General features: G+C 61.5%; 17 protein-coding genes. 8 read left to right on the forward strand and 9 right to left on the reverse strand.

All coding sequences use genetic code 11. The annotated features are described in order from the left end of the window. The 3 genes from HV670_RS08155 to HV670_RS08165 all read left to right on the forward strand — a co-directional run bounded on the left by HV670_RS08155 (position 1) and on the right by HV670_RS08165 (position 3,685). Positions 1 to 2,778, forward strand: a complete 2,778-nt coding sequence (locus tag HV670_RS08155) for a phage tail tip lysozyme (protein WP_175104248.1) — start codon at positions 1 to 3, stop codon at positions 2,776 to 2,778. Between the two features lie 301 nt (positions 2,779 to 3,079). After that, positions 3,080 to 3,295, forward strand: a complete 216-nt coding sequence (locus HV670_RS08160) for a hypothetical protein (RefSeq protein WP_175104249.1) — start codon at positions 3,080 to 3,082, stop codon at positions 3,293 to 3,295. 153 nt (positions 3,296 to 3,448) lie between these two features. Then, positions 3,449 to 3,685 carry a hypothetical protein gene (locus HV670_RS08165; RefSeq protein WP_217478387.1) on the forward strand — a complete coding sequence of 79 codons (237 nt, stop codon included), beginning with the start codon at positions 3,449 to 3,451 and terminating at the stop codon, positions 3,683 to 3,685. Positions 3,686 to 3,761: 76 nt separating this feature from the next. Here HV670_RS08165 and HV670_RS08170 read toward each other — a convergent pair whose 3' ends face one another. From HV670_RS08170 to HV670_RS08180, 3 genes are all read right to left on the reverse strand, one after another. Next, on the reverse strand, positions 3,762 to 4,115 hold the full coding sequence (locus tag HV670_RS08170; RefSeq protein WP_175104251.1) for a hypothetical protein: 354 nt from the start codon (positions 4,113 to 4,115) through the stop codon (positions 3,762 to 3,764). After that, positions 4,102 to 4,452, reverse strand: coding sequence for a hypothetical protein (locus HV670_RS08175; RefSeq protein WP_175104252.1), 351 nt, complete (start codon positions 4,450 to 4,452; stop codon positions 4,102 to 4,104). Before HV670_RS08175 ends, HV670_RS08170 begins: the two co-directional genes overlap by 14 nt. A 497-nt stretch (positions 4,453 to 4,949) precedes the next feature. Next, entirely contained in the window at positions 4,950 to 5,699 is a 750-nt protein-coding gene (locus HV670_RS08180; protein WP_175104253.1) for a hypothetical protein, read from the reverse strand. Between the two features lie 24 nt (positions 5,700 to 5,723). On the opposite strand from HV670_RS08180, the gene HV670_RS30930 reads away from it, so the two are divergent. From HV670_RS30930 to HV670_RS08195, 3 genes are all read left to right on the forward strand, one after another. Beyond that, positions 5,724 to 6,128 (forward strand): SOS response-associated peptidase family protein, encoded by a 405-nt coding sequence (locus HV670_RS30930; RefSeq protein ID WP_343054359.1) that lies wholly within the window; start codon positions 5,724 to 5,726, stop codon positions 6,126 to 6,128. A gap of 274 nt (positions 6,129 to 6,402) precedes the next feature. After that, positions 6,403 to 6,957, forward strand: coding sequence for a hypothetical protein (locus tag HV670_RS08190; protein WP_175104254.1), 555 nt, complete (start codon positions 6,403 to 6,405; stop codon positions 6,955 to 6,957). Positions 6,958 to 7,895: 938 nt separating this feature from the next. Beyond that, positions 7,896 to 10,286: a leucine-rich repeat domain-containing protein gene (locus tag HV670_RS08195; protein ID WP_175104255.1), complete on the forward strand. Its 2,391-nt coding sequence runs from the start codon at positions 7,896 to 7,898 to the stop codon at positions 10,284 to 10,286. Positions 10,287 to 10,289: 3 nt separating this feature from the next. On the opposite strand, the gene lplT is transcribed toward HV670_RS08195, so the two are convergent. Both lplT and HV670_RS08205 read right to left on the reverse strand, forming a co-directional pair. Further along, the gene (lplT, locus tag HV670_RS08200; RefSeq protein WP_175104256.1) at positions 10,290 to 11,591 is read right to left on the reverse strand and encodes a lysophospholipid transporter LplT; all 1,302 of its coding nucleotides are present in this window, start codon (positions 11,589 to 11,591) and stop codon (positions 10,290 to 10,292) included. 21 nt (positions 11,592 to 11,612) lie between these two features. Next, a complete protein-coding gene (locus HV670_RS08205; protein ID WP_175104257.1) occupies positions 11,613 to 12,416 on the reverse strand; it encodes an inositol monophosphatase family protein in 804 nt (267 codons plus the stop codon). A gap of 274 nt (positions 12,417 to 12,690) precedes the next feature. On the opposite strand from HV670_RS08205, the gene HV670_RS08210 reads away from it, so the two are divergent. Further along, positions 12,691 to 13,536 (forward strand): RNA methyltransferase, encoded by an 846-nt coding sequence (locus tag HV670_RS08210; protein ID WP_175104258.1) that lies wholly within the window; start codon positions 12,691 to 12,693, stop codon positions 13,534 to 13,536. A gap of 182 nt (positions 13,537 to 13,718) precedes the next feature. Continuing rightward, positions 13,719 to 14,501: a serine O-acetyltransferase gene (gene cysE / locus HV670_RS08215; protein WP_175104259.1), complete on the forward strand. Its 783-nt coding sequence runs from the start codon at positions 13,719 to 13,721 to the stop codon at positions 14,499 to 14,501. A 113-nt stretch (positions 14,502 to 14,614) separates the two neighbouring features. Here cysE and HV670_RS08220 read toward each other — a convergent pair whose 3' ends face one another. The 4 genes from HV670_RS08220 to HV670_RS08235 form a co-directional block, all read right to left on the reverse strand. Beyond that, the gene (locus HV670_RS08220; RefSeq protein WP_246257139.1) at positions 14,615 to 15,364 is read right to left on the reverse strand and encodes a UDP-2,3-diacylglucosamine diphosphatase; all 750 of its coding nucleotides are present in this window, start codon (positions 15,362 to 15,364) and stop codon (positions 14,615 to 14,617) included. A gap of 137 nt (positions 15,365 to 15,501) precedes the next feature. Next, positions 15,502 to 15,996: a peptidylprolyl isomerase gene (locus HV670_RS08225; protein ID WP_175104261.1), complete on the reverse strand. Its 495-nt coding sequence runs from the start codon at positions 15,994 to 15,996 to the stop codon at positions 15,502 to 15,504. Between the two features lie 51 nt (positions 15,997 to 16,047). Then, positions 16,048 to 16,623, reverse strand: coding sequence for a peptidylprolyl isomerase (locus tag HV670_RS08230; RefSeq protein ID WP_175104262.1), 576 nt, complete (start codon positions 16,621 to 16,623; stop codon positions 16,048 to 16,050). Between the two features lie 31 nt (positions 16,624 to 16,654). Continuing rightward, positions 16,655 to 17,590 carry a tetratricopeptide repeat protein gene (locus tag HV670_RS08235; protein ID WP_246257141.1) on the reverse strand — a complete coding sequence of 312 codons (936 nt, stop codon included), beginning with the start codon at positions 17,588 to 17,590 and terminating at the stop codon, positions 16,655 to 16,657. Between the last annotated feature and the right edge of the window lie 122 nt (positions 17,591 to 17,712).

Here is a 17,712-nt window from a genome sequence, read left to right on the forward strand (position 1 = left end):
ATGCCGGAAATAAAGATAGGAGTTTCAGCGGGCGTGCAGGGCGTGGACGCTGCCATTCAGAAAATCACGTCCAGCATGAACAAGCTGGGCGCGGCGGTATCAGCCAACCAAAAATTGCGCTTCGAGCCGACTGATGTGAAGCTGATGGCGCGAGACCTTGCCCTCGTCAACAAGCAGTTTCAGCAGACCATCGCGCTCTCCTCGCAGCTTCGAAACGCGCTGAAAGCGACCGGACAATCCGGCGCGCATATCTCGCAGGTAGACTTTTCTAAGTTGTCTGCTAATCCGCAGGTGGCGCAGCGTCTTCGTGATCGTGCGTTCATGAACACGGTACGCGGCACGTCCCTCGACCCCACGCTGGCGAACGATGTAGATGCGAATGGAAACGCCGTTGCGCCCGGTGCTGGTGGCGGCGCTGGAACTGGTGCTGGTAGCTCAGGCGGCGGATCAGGCGGCTCCGGTGGCGGTGGTGGTGGCGGTGGTGGTCGTCGCCCCACGCGTTCCGGTGGCGGGTCCTCTGGTGGTGCCGGTGGTGGCGGTGGTGGTGGTCCATGGTGGTCGCGTCGCCCGTCTGGCGGGATTGGTCCGGCTGCGGCAATGGCTATCGGCAACGGCATCGGCGGCCCCGTTGGCGGGATGATTACTGGGTTTATGGATGGCGGCCTACTGGGCGCTGGTCTTTCAGGACTCACTTCCGTCGTTGGCGCTGGCATGGAGGGCATGACGCAGGCCAGGGCCCGCAACGTTGACCTCGACACGCTCAAACGCTCAATGGGCGATCTCGGAGTAGCCTTTAGCGACCTTAGCGAACAGTCGTGGAAGTTCGCGGGTGGGCTCGGTATGGCGAATGGCGAATTCGTCAAACTCGAAGGGCAGGCCAATGCGCAGAGCGGCGGCTATTACCGCACTCCGGAAGACCTGGCGCGCGCTACGCGCGGCGGTGCAGACCTCGGGCGCGCGTACGGTCTCGATCCGTCGCAGGGCGTTTCCTTCGTGGCGGGGATGCAGCGCATCAACTCGCGCCAGAACAACAAGGAACTCGCCGTACAGATTGCTGAAGCTATCAGCCATACGCAAAGCAGGGCTACACCCGCTGAAGTTATGCAGGCCATGCAAGGCTTCGCATCGCAGCAGAATGCGTTCAATTCTGGCTCGGTAGATCTGAACCGATTCGGAAACGCATATTCGTCGCTACTCGGAAGCGATGGCATGACGGCGGACCACGCCTCTTCGATCCTCGGAACGGCCAACGCATCCATGCAGCACATGGGCGGCACGGAAGCCTCACGCAACTTCACGATGCAGGCATTCGGCAACCTCGATCCGATCCGAGCCGCGATGCGCGCAGAAGGGGGGCTGTTCGGAAACGGTCTCAATAATAGCGATATCAGTGGCTACATGAGTGCCCATGGCATAGCGAACTGGGATAGTCAGGGGACCGGGCCGTCCGGGACAAATTTCGATGTCGTCAAGGGCGCGTTCGACAAGGCATATGGCGGTCGCGGCCAGTATGGCACTGAAATGGAGCTTGATGCCGAGAAGAACTATTTCGGCCTACGCTCCTATGGCGATACGGCATCGTTCATGAACATGACCGATCCCGACCGTAACAGAACCTTGTCCGCCATAAAGAACGCTGGGGTAAATCTTGGTGACGTTCGGGAGGGAGGGCTTTCTACAGTTTCATCGATTGCAAATGCCGGTACGTTTGATGACCTCGACAAGCTGTACCGCAATAGCATTCGTGGTCGCCCCGACATGCAGCGCTCAGATATCGATGCAATGGATAAGGCGGAAGGTAGCAACAACTTCCAACAGTTCCAAAACGAACTGATTCGCGTGATGTCCGGCAAGGGTCAAGAGGACACGCAGGCCACGATCCAGCGCAATATCGATTCGACGCTGACCAACATCGAGACGAAGATCGGCGACGGGCTGCTGCCTATTGCCAACACGTCTATGCAGGCGCTTCTGAAGATGGTTGGCATGGCTGGCCCGGCTGCTGCGGTGAGCGGAGGCGGTGCGCCGTATGGCTATGGCTTGGGCCCGTCGTCGGTCGCAGGAAGCAAGGGCATTGTCGTTCAGCCCGGTGGCTCCTCGGCGGCTGCTGGAGGTTCTACCGTCGGCGGCGCAGGCAATGCACGCGACATGAGAGGCCACGCGGACAACTCGGGCGACAGTGCTGCGGCGTGGGCTAACGGCATGTACGGATCAATGGTCGGCGACGCTTACTCTGCCAATAGCAATGTCGTGGACGGCATGCGCCAGATTATGGGCGCGGGCGTCGATAAGGCACACGCGTCCGCGATCATGGCTAGCGCCATCCGTGAATCATCCATGGACCCGGCTGCTGGGAACGTCGGATCGTATGGACTTTTCCAGTTCGATAAGTCTCGCGCGGCAGACTTCCAGAAGGTGATGCACGAGAGCCTCTATGGTTCGAGCCAGCACGACCAAATCGAATACATGATGCGCTCGATGAAGAAGGGCGGTGAAGAGGCCGGGCCCGGCGCAGAGTTTTTTGCATCGAACGGCAAGGATGCGGCGCGCGTATTCAGCAACAAGGTCGAACGTCCGAAGGAAAAGAGCAAAGAAGCTGATATCCGCTCGGGCATCGCTGACTCTCTCAACGGTAGCGACATCGTTATCAACCTTCATCAGACTGTCGGCACCCCTGGGGGCGGCCAGAAGACGAAGAAAATTAGCACGAAGGTTCCGCTTCCTACCGCGTCGGGAGCATATAAAGATCCGATTATCATGGAAGTTCCGGGGTCGTAATAGTGAAAGTAAAGGTACGTAACCCTAATATTCAGGTCCTACTGCATAAGGTGGTGACCCGCACAGTCCGGAAGGAGCTACTCCGAATACTCAGGTGCAGTCCACGACTGGCAGCGGCGCTCCGCAGGGTTTCTCGTCTCAGCAGTACAGTCAAATCGATTCGCCAACGAACATCATTGACGTGACACCGTGGCTCGGCGAGGGCTCGGTTGTGCGCGTTCAGAAGTAGGTTCGCGACGGCGCATCCCATCTAACAGCGAAGGCAACACGGGCGGCGTGCGCGTTGCCGAATAGGAGTGGTATGGACAAGGTAACGAGCGTGATTGGATATCGGGAGAACAAGAGCATTGAGGCGCTCGATGCTCGAATCGCAGCGATGGGTGTGGCGGTTGATCGAGCGAAAGAATCCTCGATTGCGTGCAGCATCGATATGGCCGCGATCTATCGCGAGCAGCACGCGCGGAAGTACGCGAAGAAAAGGAAGCAGCCACGGCTGAAACTCGTGATGCGAACATGAGATCTAATCTCACCGCGGTGAGATCATCCAGCCGAAAGGCTTCGCCCGCCTAGTGCGGGCTTTTTTTCGTCCGCTCTCCGCCCGTACGTGACGCCATCCTTTACGGGCGCTCCTAGCGAGCGAGACAAACATAGCGAATCAAAAGGCAATGAAATGGCGGAAGGTGTAAGAATCCTGGTGAAAGATGCGAACGGCGTGACCTTTGAACCCGGCGCGCTGCCGCACCAGTACACGTACGACGCGAACAACAACATGATCACAGATACGTGTCTCGAACAGGGTGCCGTGGTGCGCGAGAAAACGTACGCATGGCAGGAGGGCGCAAACGGCGTCTGGCTGAAGGCGACCCAATCCGCGTGGATCAATGTAACCGAAGGATGGCGGGGCTAAGACGGGATCGCACCTCATTGGTGGTGCGCAGCTATCGCCGATGGCGAGCCGATCCGCCGCAGGCGCTATCCGCGCCTCAGACCATCCTCTTCGCCATGTCCCGCACGCAGGCGTCTATCCTGCGCTTCACATCTGTTTCATCCTCGCCGCGATTGAGCGCGTCCCCTGCGGTGGTGCATTGAATCGCCAGATACAGAAGCGCGGCCACGACCGGGTCGCCATTGCACTCGGCAGTGAGTTCCTTCAGGACATGCCATAGGCCGTACCACGACCGTTTGCTGATGGTCGGCGTGATGATGACCGCGACCCGGCGCGCCTCTGTCTCAATGAGCGGTAGTGGGTCGCGCGGCCCGATGCCAGCGTGAAAGTCGGCCCGAGTGTCGAAGACGAACTTGCAGAATTGCCTGACGGACACCTCATTCGCGTCCATGCGGCGCTCTCCCCATGAGTGCATCGCGTAGGCGCGCGGCGGCGCGTGCTACCTCTGCGCTGTCGAAGTCGTGCTCAACCGCCTCGCCAGCCAGCCAGAAGAACCCCAGCCGTACGCCGTGATCGCACCGACCGTTTATCTGCAGCGCGAGCAGCACGTGTATCTGCAGGCGCTCGAAATCATCGGGCGGTATTTCGTTTCGGATACGCGCGGAGGCTGCCATGCACACCGCATCCAACGACGGTTTCAAGTCCGGTTCGTGTCGGCGGCGCTCCAATACGCGCAGGACTTCAGCAATGAAGTCTCGAAGCAGCATGTCAAGCGCGCAGGCGTCCATGGCCGCTCCCCGTGTGAAGCTCAATTTTGAGCTTTTGAAATCAACGACTTGAAACTGAAAAGGGCCGACGCAATGCCGACCCTTTGTTACGGTCCCGCCGATCCTACCCCCTGCGCTTCGTGGCCGCGTTGGTGGTTTCCTCTAGGATTCTCTCCTCGGCGAGGCCATCGGGTGAGTGCTGGTTTCGCGGCACGATAGCCGAGAACATCATGGGCACCAACGATGGCGTAGTGCGTGAAGCGCAACGAAGACTTAGATGCCGCGCTCAGGTCCAGAAGTGCCGAAGCAGCGCTTCCGCGAGCACGACGGTGACAGCGACCGCGTACAGCCTGCGCGTGATGCGGCGCTCGAAAGCGTCAAGTGCTGATTGCATCGTCTGATTCCTCGTTGCGACCGGCCCGGCCACCTTGCATGCACGATAGCGCATGTTGGCGCCGTTCGTCCACGTCGTCCGCGCGTTCAATCCCGCGAACCAGTGTGTATCCCGGGAATCGTCCCTACGGTTTGAGATGTAGGATGCCGCGGACCCACTCGACCATCGTGGGTAACGGTTTTTCTTGAAGGCTCAATGGTTCCGCTACGGCTTGATTTATCATGATGAGGTTTCCAGTTTTACTTTCGAACAGGAAATGCGTCCCTCCCGCGAAGCCTAGATACCCGATCGGGTGTTGCTTATCCCACTGCAAATCCTTTGCCGCGCCTGTCGGAGCGACAGTCCGCGTTTCTGTGCCGTCGAAGTACGCTTGAGCGTGCGACGAGCCGAGTTGAATCGCGAGAATCGGAAGTGCGATCAACCAGTAGACGACTTTCTGCCGGGATTGGCTAGGAATAAACTGGACAACGAGGGGTGTCTCGGCGAACCAGTTGATCCAAGGGAACATCACGCCCAGCAGAAACACCCATTTGACGGGGTCCGACATCACTGAAATGACGATGAGTGCGCCGAGCGGCGCGAGTGCGAACCAAATCTTGAATACCTTTTGAAACACGCGGCGCCAAACGCTGTCTTTGCCGGTGGTTTGGGTAACCGGCGGGACGGGTGGGCGGGAAGTGGCGACCAAACTGGCCAAGAGATTCAATCCAATCGCTGTCATCAGCGGGTAGAGTGCCATGCTCGCAAAACCTGTAAGGCCGGCGAACTGAAAAATATTTAAATCAAATCGGCCCCAGAATCCCGCCAGATAGCAGGCGGCTACGCCGGCAGAATAAACCGCTATGACGGTCGTCTTTTGTATTTGGTCACTCAATTGGGGCTTCCCGGTTTCTTGTGTTTGGAGAGAGCGGCATCAAGTTTACTCGCAACGGGACACGTCGCGCCGATCTTCCGCCGCGCCGCGGATAGCTTCAGCACTCACCCGGCCACGTTCGGCATGGTGCCGCGCAAGCGCATCCCGCCCGGCGTGAAGGTCTTCGACACGATGAACGCGCGGGCCGAGTCCGTCGGTGAGAAGCGCAGCTTCAGCGGCGCGTGGAACCGCCTGCAGCTTTGCCTGATCCCGTGCGAGAGCTTCTACGAGCCGAACTACGAGACAGGCAAGCCGGTGCGTTGGAAGATCGGCATGGAGTCGGGCGAGCCGCTCGCTATCGCGGGTCTATGGCGCGCGTGGGAGGAGCCAGAAGGGCCGCTATCGCTCTCGTTGACCATGCTAACGGTCAACGCCAACGAACTTCCTTGATGAAACGTTTCCACAAGCCGGGGGACGAGAAGCGGTCGGTTGTGATCGTACGGCCAGACGGACATGAGGATTGGCTAAACTGCCGCAGTACCGACGAGGCGCGGTCGTTTCTGAACCTGTATCCTGCTGAGGAGATGGCGGCCGAGGCATATCCTTTTCCGCCTCGCAAACTGACAATCGATGCGACGGGTACAACACCGACCTGACGGCTACATGCACCGCGCAATATGAGCATGAGCATCCGACAACACCTAAAAGGGAACGAGGGGAAAAAATGCATCCTGTAGCTGCAATCGTCTGGATCGTGACATCATTAGCTTCGGGGGGCATCGCGGTTGTGATTGGGCGTCTTTTGTCGCTAGGGTCGTTTGTCGAAATTCCGCTCTTCATGTTTGCCGCATTTGCCGTCTATCAATTTACGAGCGCGTATTTTCATTCGCTGTTTATCATAAAAAGCGCAACGGCACCCCGATCAGGGATTGAGAGATTCCGAAAGGATGCAGCCAATTGGCGTACTTCTGCTCTTGGCTTTTCAATACTTCATTACTGCCTAGGAGTAGCAGGTATTGCGGCGTCAAGCTTGGCGGCAGCACATCCTACTCTGATTATTCCCAATGCAACGGTGGGTCAGGTTGTGTCCTGGATCGCTGCTCTCACGACTGCACTTATAACTTTCTTCGGCGCGCAAGCGAAAGCAGTGCGGCTAAGGGAGGCGGCAGCCCGTTTGGAGGCAATGATCGGCAGATACGATATTGAGCCAACCTACACGTTCAATCACGTGGCCGAAACCCATGAAGAGTGCATGAAGTTACTCAAGGCGGGAAAGTAGTTGTATCCACTAGTCGCTGTAACTGACCTGCCGCCAACCGGAGTCGTTCCAATGCAGGTCGTTCATTTGGCACATGAGGTCGCCGCGACTTTCGTAGCCCCCGGTTGGATTACCGATTTTTAGAGGAGTCGATGCCAAATGCCGATCCAAGCCCACCTGTTTTGTGGGCTTTTTCTATGGAACTGGCGGCTTGGCGCTTCACATGTCGGCATCCACTTGGAGCGGGCGACGGCGCCCTACGAGGCTGAACCTAGGTGCCGATCGCGCTTTTTGGGTATCGGGATCTCGCGCGACGTGTCGATATCAGCCGATGCGGTCCACGCTCCCAAGTGCCGGTCGATACTGAGCATCCGCGTGCTGCCGCGTTTGCCGATCAACAGCATGCCCCCCGTATCGACTTACCTTGCGCGTGGCGCGGTCGCAATTGGGCGGAATCGCATATATCTATAGTGTTCTTCGAGCTTTTCGGTGGGCGGCTGGCGTCGATTCTGGCGCAACTCGGGCTCGTCGGTTCGAATCCGGCTGGGAGCCTCGCATTTTTCGGTATAGGCCGCCGTATGAGTGAGGCCTTAAACCGTTACCCAGTAAGGCCATAACGCCCCTGCATCATCGGCGTGTGGTTGGCCAAAGGCGCAGGCGGCGACATATCGGACACGGAATTCAAGGCGGGATTGAGCATGATGCGCGCGGTGAGTCGGGCGAAACGCGAAAAAGGAGACGAACAATACGGGAACAGCCAGGTCGCAACAACGTGATCCGGAGCGACGCCAGGTTGAATGCGAGCCGAATTCGAGCATTGGCGGGTGCCAGTTTAACCCGGCGCGTCTCGCGCCGCGAGTCGACCGAATAGCCGTCGCGCGAGCGGATCGGACAAGTCCGGCGGCCAATATCGGCATAGGGTAGATGTTCTCAGGAATTCGATTCAACCGGAGCCGCCCATGAAAGTCGATGCATCGCGAGCCGCGCGACTCGCCACTTGGGGCTCGAAGTATCAGGTCACGGCAACCGCTTTGGAACGGATCAGGAATACCCTCGATAGCAGGCCGCGCGACCTCGACCTTAGCCTGGTGGCCGTGCGTGAGGTTCCGCCCTTCCTCCGCAATGAACGGATGCTCGATTCCTTGACCTTGCGCTTTGTTGCCGACGAGCAGATCCGCCTCGATATGGGGAGTCTGCCGCGGATGCGCACGCTGCGCATCGTTGGCAGTGAGATACAAAGCCTGCTGGTGACGGGAGAAGGGCCATTGCGGCTAAGACGCCGCGAGAGCGGCGCGCTCGAGGTATCGGGCAGTGAGACGTTGGAAGAGATCAAATTGAGCGAGTGCGGGTTCGACACAGTGCTTGTCAGCGATGTGCCGCGGCTGTACTGGCTCGATGTCGCGGACTCCCGGCTGCAACGCCTCACGGTGTCGCACGCCCCGCAGCTCGAACGGCTCAATGCATCCGTGAACGCACTGCCCGAAGGCGGTATTGAACTGAGTTCCACGAGCCGGCTGACGAGCGTGAGCCTGGCGATGGCGCAATTCTCGCGAGTCCCTCCGGCGCTGCGTGAGGCGCCCGCGTTGCGCGAACTCGACCTGCATGTCAACCAGATCTCGACAGTCGAGCCGGCAGACCTGCCGGGGCCGCTGGTCTCGCTCGATCTGTCGGGCAACCGGTTGACGGCGGCACCGCTCGATTTCGCATTCCGCGCGACCTTGCGAGACCTCAGCCTCGGTACAAATTGTATTGGCCATATCCCGGACACAATCGATTCGTTTGTACACCTCGAGACGCTCGACCTGAGTCATAACCGCATCATGGTCCTGCCCTTTGCGATTGGTCGATGCACCTTGCTGCGCACCCTGAAGCTCTCGTCGAACCGGCTTTCATGGCTACCACCGGAAGTCGGCAAGCTCGCATCGCTCGAGACGCTGCATCTCGATTGCAACATGTTGATGGCACTGCCCGAAGAAATAGCTTGTCTGACCCGCCTGAGCGCCTTGCAGGTTCGGCAGAACCTGCTCTATGACTTGCCCGCCCGTCTCGACGAGATGCGGCTCAGACGCCTGGATCTCAACGGCAATCCGCTTTTCTCCGTTCCTGAACCGTTGCTGCGCGAGCGCACACGTGCGGGGCAGCCTTCGCTCGAGTCCTTGGTCGCGCTGGATCTCGGCAACACGCGTCTGGCCGACTTGCCGACCGGCTTGGGACAGCGAAGCGCACTGGTTCAACTCCGCCTGCACGAGAATCCCCATCTCTGCGAACTGCCGTTCGATCTTGTGAAATTGCGTAGCCTGAGATGGCTCGACCTCGTCGGCTGCGGATTCAGGCAATTGCCGCCAGTCCTGGAGGGAATGGCGGCGCACACTGATGTGTTTCTGGATCGCAATCCGCTCGATCACGGGGTGCATCTCGAGACTTGGGTCTTGCCCTCGGCGGTGGCGCGCGGCGCATCGGCGAGGGTCACAAGCAGGCCCACGGCGGGGACCGTCATTGAAGAAGTCGGTATCTGGCGTGCGTTTATCGGCAAGAGCCTGACGCCGAAGCAGAAGGCCTGCTGGAATGTGCTTTTCCCCTTCAAGAACTCGCATGTGTTCGCCTTCCTGCTCGCCGGTCTGCGCGCGTCGCGGGAATTCCTGCAGGGCAGTGACGCTGGGCGAACAAGGTTCGCGTTTGGCGTGAACCGCATGCTCGTCGATATCGAGGAGAATCCTGAGTTGCGCGCTTACATTCTGGACGAGGCGGCAATGGCCGCGGCGGCACTGGCCGATCGTCATCGGCAGGTGTTCGACCGGCTGGCGCTTGCCGCAAGATTGCATGTGCTGGCCAAGGGCGTCGCGGCCGACGGCCTGCTGGCCGCGTTGTCCATGCGCGAGTCTTTCCGGCGCGAAAGCGTGGCGACGCTAGCCGCCGCTCAGGAAGGCGGGAACAAAATCGATTTCGAAGTCGCGCTCGATCTCGCTTATAGAATTCAGCTCGCCCGCGCGCCGGGAGGTTTTTCATTTGGCTATGACGAGCGACTGGACAGGATGTGTGTCCGCCTTTCCGACAGTCACATCGCAGACACCCTCGCGGACATTCGGGCCGCGGAAGAAAGGGAACTCGTCGAGTATATGGTCGCTTCCCCGGTGTGGCGGCGCTACCTGACACGCTCGCGTGCCGACGCCTATCTGGCGACGATCGCCCGCTTCGACTACTTGCTCGGCCTGTCTGACGATGCGATGGTGGCGGCAGGGCTGGCCCGGAGTGCCGTCCTCGAGCAACGCGAGTGCGCCGTGCTCGCCTGGCTGCGGGGCGAGACGATCGGCCTCTTGACCGATAATCCGCTGATGTCGGATCCGACCTGAGGATCAGTCTCCAAGCTGGGCTGCCACGGCGTCGTCCTCACGCTGGTTGAGGCTGTGCCGGACCATCGCGAGCCACATCAGCGAGACTACGCCGACTCCGAAGAGGACGATGATCCACTGGATCGCGATATCCCACTTGAGCAGCAGTGCATAGAGACCGAGCATCAGCAGCACGGCGAGGTTCTGATTGAAATTCTGCACGGCGATCGAGTGCCCGGCCGACAGAAGTTCGGCTCCCCGGTGTTGGAGCACGGCATTCATCGGCACCACGAAAAAGCCCGCGAGCGTGCCGACGATGATCATCTCGACAAACGCGAACGTCACATAGTAGGGCACACGCCACGGCCCGAGCTGGAAGCCCGATCCGGCAGGAAACAGGTCGCGATGGTAGAAGGCCATGCAGATGGTCACGACGCCGACCAGCAGCCCGACCGGCAGGACCTTGAACGCGTTGCGCATCGGCACGCGCGCGGCGGCCCAACCGGCTCCCGCGGCGATGCCCAGACCCGTGACGCCTTGCAAGGTCGCGGCATCCGACAGGCTCATGCCGAGCTGCACGTTCGCCCACTTGAGCACGAGCAGTTGCAGCGTCACGGCACTTCCCCACAACAGGGTCGTGACCCACAGGGCGATCTGGGCAAGCTTGTCGTTCCAGAGCACGACAAGAGCGTGGCGGAATACGCCGACGAGCTTGCGCGGCTCACGCAGCCGGTTCACGTAGCGCGCGCCGGTATCCGGAATGCCCATATTGAGCAGGCCGGCGAACGCATAGACGAGCATCATCACGACCATGGCGATCCCCGCGGCCGAATGCACGAACGGCCAGGGATCGGCTGTCAGCCAGCGCGACACGGTGTCGCTGATCAGCGCGCCGCCGATCATCGTGCCGACGATGGTCGAGAGCACGGTGGCCGATTCGAGCCAGGCATTCGCCACAACCAGCTTACTGGCGGGCAGCAGCTCAGTCATGATGCCGTACTTCGCGGGCGAGTACGCCGCCGCGCCGACACCGACCATCGCATAGGCGAGCATCGGATGCACACTGCCGATCATCAGCAGGCAGCCGCCCGCCTTCAGCGCGTTCGAGATGAACATCACGTGGCGTTTTTGCAGCGCGTCGGCGAACGCGCCGACGAACGGCGCGAGCACCACGTAGGAGATCGTGAAGAATATCTGCAGCAGCGGCGTGACCCACGGCGCCGAATGGGTATCGCGCAACAGCGCGATCGCCGCGATCAGCAACGCGTTGTCGGCAAGCGACGACACGAACTGCGCGGCGATGATCGTATAGAAGCCTTTCTTCATCCTGCTCGTCGGGGCCGGCCCCTATGCCGCGATTTCGCGCGTCTTGCTGTAGGGGCTCAGCACGTGGATCATCTGCGCGTAGAGCTTGGGATTCGCAGCAAGGATCTCGCCGAGATGCAGGAATTCGGCTTCGCCCGTGTAGTTGCCGACGAGGCCGCCGGCTTCGGTGATCAACAGGCTGCCTGCGGCGACGTCCCATGCCTTGATGTCCTGTTCGAAAAAGCCGTCGATGCGGCCCGCCGCGACGTTCGCCAGGTCGAGCGCGGCGGCGCCCGGACGGCGCAGGCCCGCGCACGATTCGGTCATTTCACCAAACAGCTTGAGGTAGCGTTCGAGGCCTTCGAGCTCGCGGAACGGAAAACCCGTGCCGATCAGGCTGTCGGCCAGGCGGTCGCGCTTGCCCACGCGGATGCGCCGGTCATTGAGGAATGCGCCACGGCCGCGCGAGGCGACGAACAGGTCATTGCGGTTCGGATCGTAGACGACACCTTGCGTAACGATGCCGTTGTGCACGAGCGCGATCGATACGCAATAGTAAGGAAAACCGTGAATGAAGTTGGTGGTGCCGTCGAGCGGGTCGATGATCCATTCGAATTCGGACTGGTGTTCGCTGCGGCCCGATTCCTCGGCGAGGATCGCGTGGTCGGGATAAGCGGTCGAGATCGTTTCGATGATCGCGGCTTCGGAGGCCTTGTCGACTTCGGTCACGAAATCGTTGTGCTGCTTCTTGCTGACCGCGATCCGGTCGAGGTCGAGCGAAGCGCGGTTGATGATTTGCCCGCCGCGGCGCGCGGCCTTGACGGCAATATTGAGCATCGGATGCATGAGGCGAATCCTGGTGATGGCCTGCTGATGAACCTGGGGTGAACCGGTCCGGCAGACCTGTTTGAGCCTGCCGGTGATGGGCCTTGCCGCAGACGGAACATTTCGCACGCCTCGAGCGGCAGTGCGACCTGAAAAAGAGCGGTGTGCTCGGCCGCACGGGATGACCCACGCGGCGGCCGGGCACGAAAAGCGCCATTCTATCCGACCGGCGCTGCCCTTGCCTGTCTGCGGCGAGTAACATACGCGGTCTGTTCGACTCCGATTCCATCCTGATATGACCCATACCTCGCCCCCCGGCGGCGAGCCGTCCGTTACCGGGGGGCAGCCACGCCGCGCTGGTGCGGAACCCGCCATCTCCGGCGCAGAACCGCCCGTTGCCGGTGGCTTTACCGCGACACGCTTCGTGCTCGTCGAGCCGAGCCATCCGGGCAATGTCGGCGCGGCCGCGCGCGCCTTGAAGACGATGGGGTTCGCACGTCTCGTGCTCGTGCGTCCGCGCGTCGAGCATGTTCACGAGCATCCCGAGGCATGCGCGATGGCGAGCGGTGCGACCGACGTGCTCGCCAACGCTCACGTCGTTGAGTCGCTCGAGGATGCGCTGAGCGGCGTCCACTGGTCGCTCGCGCTGTCGGCTCGGCCGCGCGAGTATGGGCCGCCGATGATGATGCCGCGCGCGGCGGCCGAGCGCGCGCTTGCGATCGTCGGCGAGGGCGCGCAGGAAATCGCGCTCGTGTTCGGCAACGAGCGCGTCGGACTGTCGAACGCGGACGTCGAACGGTGCAGCGCGATCGTCCATATTCCGGCCAATCCCGCTTACAGTTCGCTGAATCTCGCACAGGCCGTCCAGGTGCTGGCCTATGAGTTGCGTGTGGCCTTCCAGGCACCGGGAGCACTGGCGCGCGGCGTCGACGCGTCGCCCCTCGCGGCCAGCGAAGATGTGGAGCGGATGTTCGTTCATCTCGAAAATGCGCTGATCTCGCTCGATTTCCTTGACCCCGCCAACCCGAAGAAATTGATGCCGCGTCTGCGGCGGCTGTTCGCGCGCGCAAGGCTCGAGCATGAGGAGGTGGCGATCCTGCGCGGCATCGCCAAGCACATCCTGCTCAAGAGCAAGCGCTAGCCCGTGGTCGGGCTACGTAGTCAGGTCCAGTGGTCCGCCCCCCGGCAACCCTCCTGCAAAGCCTCGGTGGTCGAAGGGCATTGAAACGGCATACACGGAATCCCCCTACAATCGGCGCATCGACCTGACATAACAAGTCAGGTCTACCGGTGCGCCGCGCCGGCCTTGACTCTCTGCACATCATGTTCTCGAGACTTCGCGAAGACATTGCCGCCATCCGGCTCAAAGACCCTGCTGCCCGTAGTGGATGGGAGGTGCTCACCTGCTATCCGGGCCTGCACGCGCTGTTGTTCCACCGCGTTGCCCACGCGTGCTGGGCTCTCGGCTTGCGGTGGCTCGGGCGCTTCGTGTCGCAGTGGGGCCGCTTCTGGACCGGGATCGAGATTCACCCGGGCGCGCGCATCGGCCGACGTGTGTTCATCGATCACGGCATGGGCGTGGTCATCGGGCAGACTGCCGAGATCGGCGATGACTGCACGATCTACCAGGGCGTGACGCTTGGCGGCACGTCGCTCACGCGCGGGGCCAAGCGGCATCCGACGCTCGGCCCGGGCGTGATCGTCGGTGCGGGTGCGCAGGTGCTCGGCGGATTCACGGTCGGCGAAGGCGCGAAGATCGGCTCGAATGCGGTCGTCGTCAAGCCGGTTCCCGCGGGTGCGACCGCCGTAGGCAATCCTGCCCGGATCATCGCCGCGCCAGGCAACCGGCCCGCCGCTGACGGGGCGTCGGGTGAGCTTCATCCGGTCGTGCGTGAGTTTGCGGCCTATGGGGTCACGCCCAATGCCGACGACCCGACCTCGCTCGCGATCAATGGGTTGATTGCACATGTGAGCCGGCAGGCGAGCCGTGTCGACGAGATCGTCGCGGCGCTCGATCGCCTCGGCACGCGCTTCGAAGACATGTCCGATTGCCGGGGTGAGGTCGAGGCCCTCGAGCAACTCGGGGAAGTGGTCCGCGACAAGTAAGGCCGGCCGTCCATCGGGGCCGTGTGCATCGATGCGGGGGAGATCGATCCATGGTTCGTCGCCCGCGTGGTGGATCGCGCTTTTGTTGGGACCCGGGTCAGGGAGCTCGACGCTCAGTCGAGCGGCAATCGCTCGATCCCGTGTGAGTCGAGCTTCAAATAGCCGCCCCGCGGCTTGCCGTGGTCGAGATCCCAGTCGGGAATGACCCAGCGTTCAGTCGGCGTGCCGTCGACGATTTGACGGTGGGTGGCCGGCAAGTGAGTATGACCATGAATCATCGCGACCGTCCCGCTCGAACGGAACAGCCCGGCAACGGCATCCGCGGTGACATCGGCGATGGCCATGCGCTCGGAGGTCCACGTCGTATGGCTCCTGTTGCGCATGCGTTCGGCGAGCCCGAGGCGCCACCGCAGCGGCCAGCTCAGGAAGAAACACCGGCCTGCCCGGCTGTGCGAGATGCGCCGGAAACGCTGATAGCCCACATCGGCGGTGCACATCGCGTCGCCGTGCGCGAGCACGATCTTGCGGCCAAAGGCTTCGAGTACGAACGGATCGGGCAACAGGGTACCGCCAGCTGCTTCGGCAAATCGCCTGCCGAGCAGGAAGTCCCGGTTGCCCTGCATCAGGTACAGCGCAATGCCGCGTTGTGCGAGCGAACGCAGGGTCGCGGCGACCTTCTGCGCGAACGGCGTCGCAAGCATGTCGTCGCCGATCCAGTATTCGAAAAGGTCACCCAGGATATAGACCGCCCCTGCTTCGTTCGCCGTGCGGGCGATAAAGCGCTCGAAAGCGGCGACCGTGTTCGGGATCGCAGGGCTCAAGTGCAGGTCGGAAATGAACAGCAGCGGGCGCGTTTCTTCCATGGTGGTGTCGTCGCGTCCGTACCCGATCGCGCATGGCATGCAGGGCTGCAGCCACCCCATGCAGGGCTGGCTGCGTGCGCGGCTCGCTGCCGCGCTCCTGGCCGCCGTCGTATCGGGACCGAATCGGCGCGATCGCCTTACTCGACGATCACGGCCTTTTCGATCACGACGTCTTCGACCGGCACGTCCTGATGAAAGCCCTTGCTGCCCGTCTTCACCTTGCGGATGGCATCGATCACTTCAAGGCCTTCGACGACCTTGCCGAACACGCAATAGCCCCAGCCTTGCGGCGTCGGCGAGCTGAAATTCAGGAAGTCGTTGTCCTTCACGTTGATGAAGAACTGCGCGGTCGCCGAATGCGGGTCGTTCGTGCGCGCCATGGCGAGCGTGCCTTTTTCGTTCTTGAGGCCGTTGGCGGCCTCGTTGTCGACCGGCGCGTTGGTCGGCTTCTGTTCCATGCCCGGCGTAAAGCCGCCACCTTGGATCATGAAACCGTCGATCACGCGGTGAAACACCGTGCCGTCGTAGTGGCCTTGCTTGACGTAGGCGAGAAAGTTTTCGACCGTCTTCGGTGCTTTCTCGGCATTGAGTTCGATCTTGACCACGCCGTGGTTCGTATGAAGTTCTACCATGATGATTCCTTTATCGAGTCAGAGGGGGAGAGGGGAGGGTCGTGCTTCGCTTCAGTTGCCGACGACCGCCGCAGACTGGATCACGACAGGCACGCGGGGCACATCCTGCATCATGCCGTCGCCGTGGGTCGGAACGCTTTCGATCTTCTTGACGACATCCATGCCGCTCACGACCTTGCCGAACACGGCGTAACCGTTGCCGTCCGGATTCGGGAAATCGAGATTCGCGTTATCGACTGTGTTGATGAAGAACTGTGACGTCGCCGAGTTCGGATCACTTGTGCGGGCCATCGCGATGGTGCCCGCGAGGTTCTTCATTCCGTTCCTGCTCTCGAGCGCAATCGGCGCGTTCGTCGGCTTTTCCTTGAGATCGGGGGTGAAGCCGCCGCCCTGCACCATGAAGCCTGGAATCACGCGATGGAATACGGTGCCATTGTAGTGGCCCGCGCGCACATAGCTCAGGAAGTTGTCGACCGACTTGGGCGCCTTCGCCGGATCGAGTTCGACCTTGAAGTCGCCGAGCGAGGTCTTGAACAGGACGTCGGGGTTGGCTTGCGCCGCCGTACTGGACAGGGCGAACGACAGCGCGACGGCGCACGAGGCGAGCACCGGGAAAAGGCGTTTCATGAAGCATCCTTGCAGAAAATAAAGACTGGCATCAGTCGTTGCGTTGTGGCGAAGGCGGCAGGCCCATGTTATTTTGCGATCCCCCGGACGGCGTGATCGCCGGCACGGGGAGCACGGGTATCACCGGTGCGGACTCGCTCGCGCTCGAGGCGGCCGCCGCTGCCGCGGCCTTCGTGCCGCTTGCCGCGGAGGCGGGCGACAGGATTGCATGAATACTGCTCGCGCGCGTGGTCGACTCGCTGTCGTGCTTGTCGATCGTCGAGGCTCGCGTGTAGGCATCCTGCGCAAGCTTCAGATAGAGGCTGCCGAGGTTCTGGTAAGCGAGCGCGAACGACGGGTTCGCCGCGACCGCTGTTTCGAGCGTGGCGCGCGCATTGTCGTACTGACCGCGCTTCGCATAGAGCGCCGCGAGATTATTGTAGGGCTCGGGTAGCTCAGGGTATTCCTGAATCAGGGCCTGCAGGGCCTCGATGGCCTCGTCATCGCGGCCAAGGCGCGCGAGCACCGTTGCGCGCTTGAACTTGGCCTGTGCGTCCTGCGGGTTCGTCTTGAGCCGCGCGTCGAGCTGGTCGAGCGCCTGCGTCCACTGTTTGTTCGCGATCGAAGCATCGATGTGGGGCGTGCCGTCGAGTACAGGTACTTTCGAGATCTGCGCGTTCGCGTCCGATATCAGCCTACCCGTGCCTGGAATCGCAAGCGCCGCCAGCGCCGTGAGACTCAAGCAGAACGCCGCGTCATGCAGACCCGTGCGCAAGGCGGTCTTGAGACTCGAGCCCGTGTTTGGGGCGATACCCTGGCGGGCCCCGGTGCCTGGGTCCATGCCGAGGCCCTGGCGCCGGCTGTCGGTATGCTCGCCTGCCGCACCAGTGCTTGCGCCGCCACGTGCAGCGGGACCGGCGCATGAGCGGGTGCCCAATTGTCGATACCGCGCCAGTACTGCTGCGGCTACGCCGCGGGTGATCTTCATAGGGCAAATGACGGATGGTATACTCGCCCGCATTCTAACAAAATGTCCGCGCGTTCCATGAACGATCGGACTGCCGTCGCGATCGCGAGGTCGCATCGCTCCTGGCCGTGCAGCTGCAAGGC

The organism is Pararobbsia alpina (genome assembly GCF_902859895.1).
In the GTDB taxonomy this organism is placed as follows: Bacteria; Pseudomonadota; Gammaproteobacteria; order Burkholderiales; family Burkholderiaceae; genus Pararobbsia; species Pararobbsia alpina.

Bases quoted from the DNA above. Each gene is read 5' to 3' on its own strand.
- HV670_RS08230 (WP_175104262.1), bottom strand. From the start codon at position 16,623: ATGAAACGCCTTTTCCCGGTGCTCGCCTCGTGCGCCGTCGCGCTGTCG.
- HV670_RS08225 (WP_175104261.1), bottom strand. From the start codon at position 15,996: ATGGTAGAACTTCATACGAACCACGGCGTGGTCAAGATCGAACTCAAT.
- HV670_RS08175 (WP_175104252.1), bottom strand. From the start codon at position 4,452: ATGGACGCCTGCGCGCTTGACATGCTGCTTCGAGACTTCATTGCTGAA.
- HV670_RS08210 (WP_175104258.1), top strand. From the start codon at position 12,691: ATGACCCATACCTCGCCCCCCGGCGGCGAGCCGTCCGTTACCGGGGGG.
- HV670_RS08165 (WP_217478387.1), top strand. From the start codon at position 3,449: ATGGCGGAAGGTGTAAGAATCCTGGTGAAAGATGCGAACGGCGTGACC.
- lplT (WP_175104256.1), bottom strand. From the start codon at position 11,591: ATGAAGAAAGGCTTCTATACGATCATCGCCGCGCAGTTCGTGTCGTCG.
- HV670_RS08160 (WP_175104249.1), top strand. From the start codon at position 3,080: ATGGACAAGGTAACGAGCGTGATTGGATATCGGGAGAACAAGAGCATT.
- HV670_RS08170 (WP_175104251.1), bottom strand. From the start codon at position 4,115: ATGGACGCGAATGAGGTGTCCGTCAGGCAATTCTGCAAGTTCGTCTTC.
- HV670_RS08195 (WP_175104255.1), top strand. From the start codon at position 7,896: ATGAAAGTCGATGCATCGCGAGCCGCGCGACTCGCCACTTGGGGCTCG.
- HV670_RS08220 (WP_246257139.1), bottom strand. From the start codon at position 15,364: ATGGAAGAAACGCGCCCGCTGCTGTTCATTTCCGACCTGCACTTGAGC.
- cysE (WP_175104259.1), top strand. From the start codon at position 13,719: ATGTTCTCGAGACTTCGCGAAGACATTGCCGCCATCCGGCTCAAAGAC.
- HV670_RS08205 (WP_175104257.1), bottom strand. From the start codon at position 12,416: ATGCATCCGATGCTCAATATTGCCGTCAAGGCCGCGCGCCGCGGCGGG.
- HV670_RS08155 (WP_175104248.1), top strand. From the start codon at position 1: ATGCCGGAAATAAAGATAGGAGTTTCAGCGGGCGTGCAGGGCGTGGAC.
- HV670_RS08235 (WP_246257141.1), bottom strand. From the start codon at position 17,590: ATGAAGATCACCCGCGGCGTAGCCGCAGCAGTACTGGCGCGGTATCGA.
- HV670_RS08190 (WP_175104254.1), top strand. From the start codon at position 6,403: ATGCATCCTGTAGCTGCAATCGTCTGGATCGTGACATCATTAGCTTCG.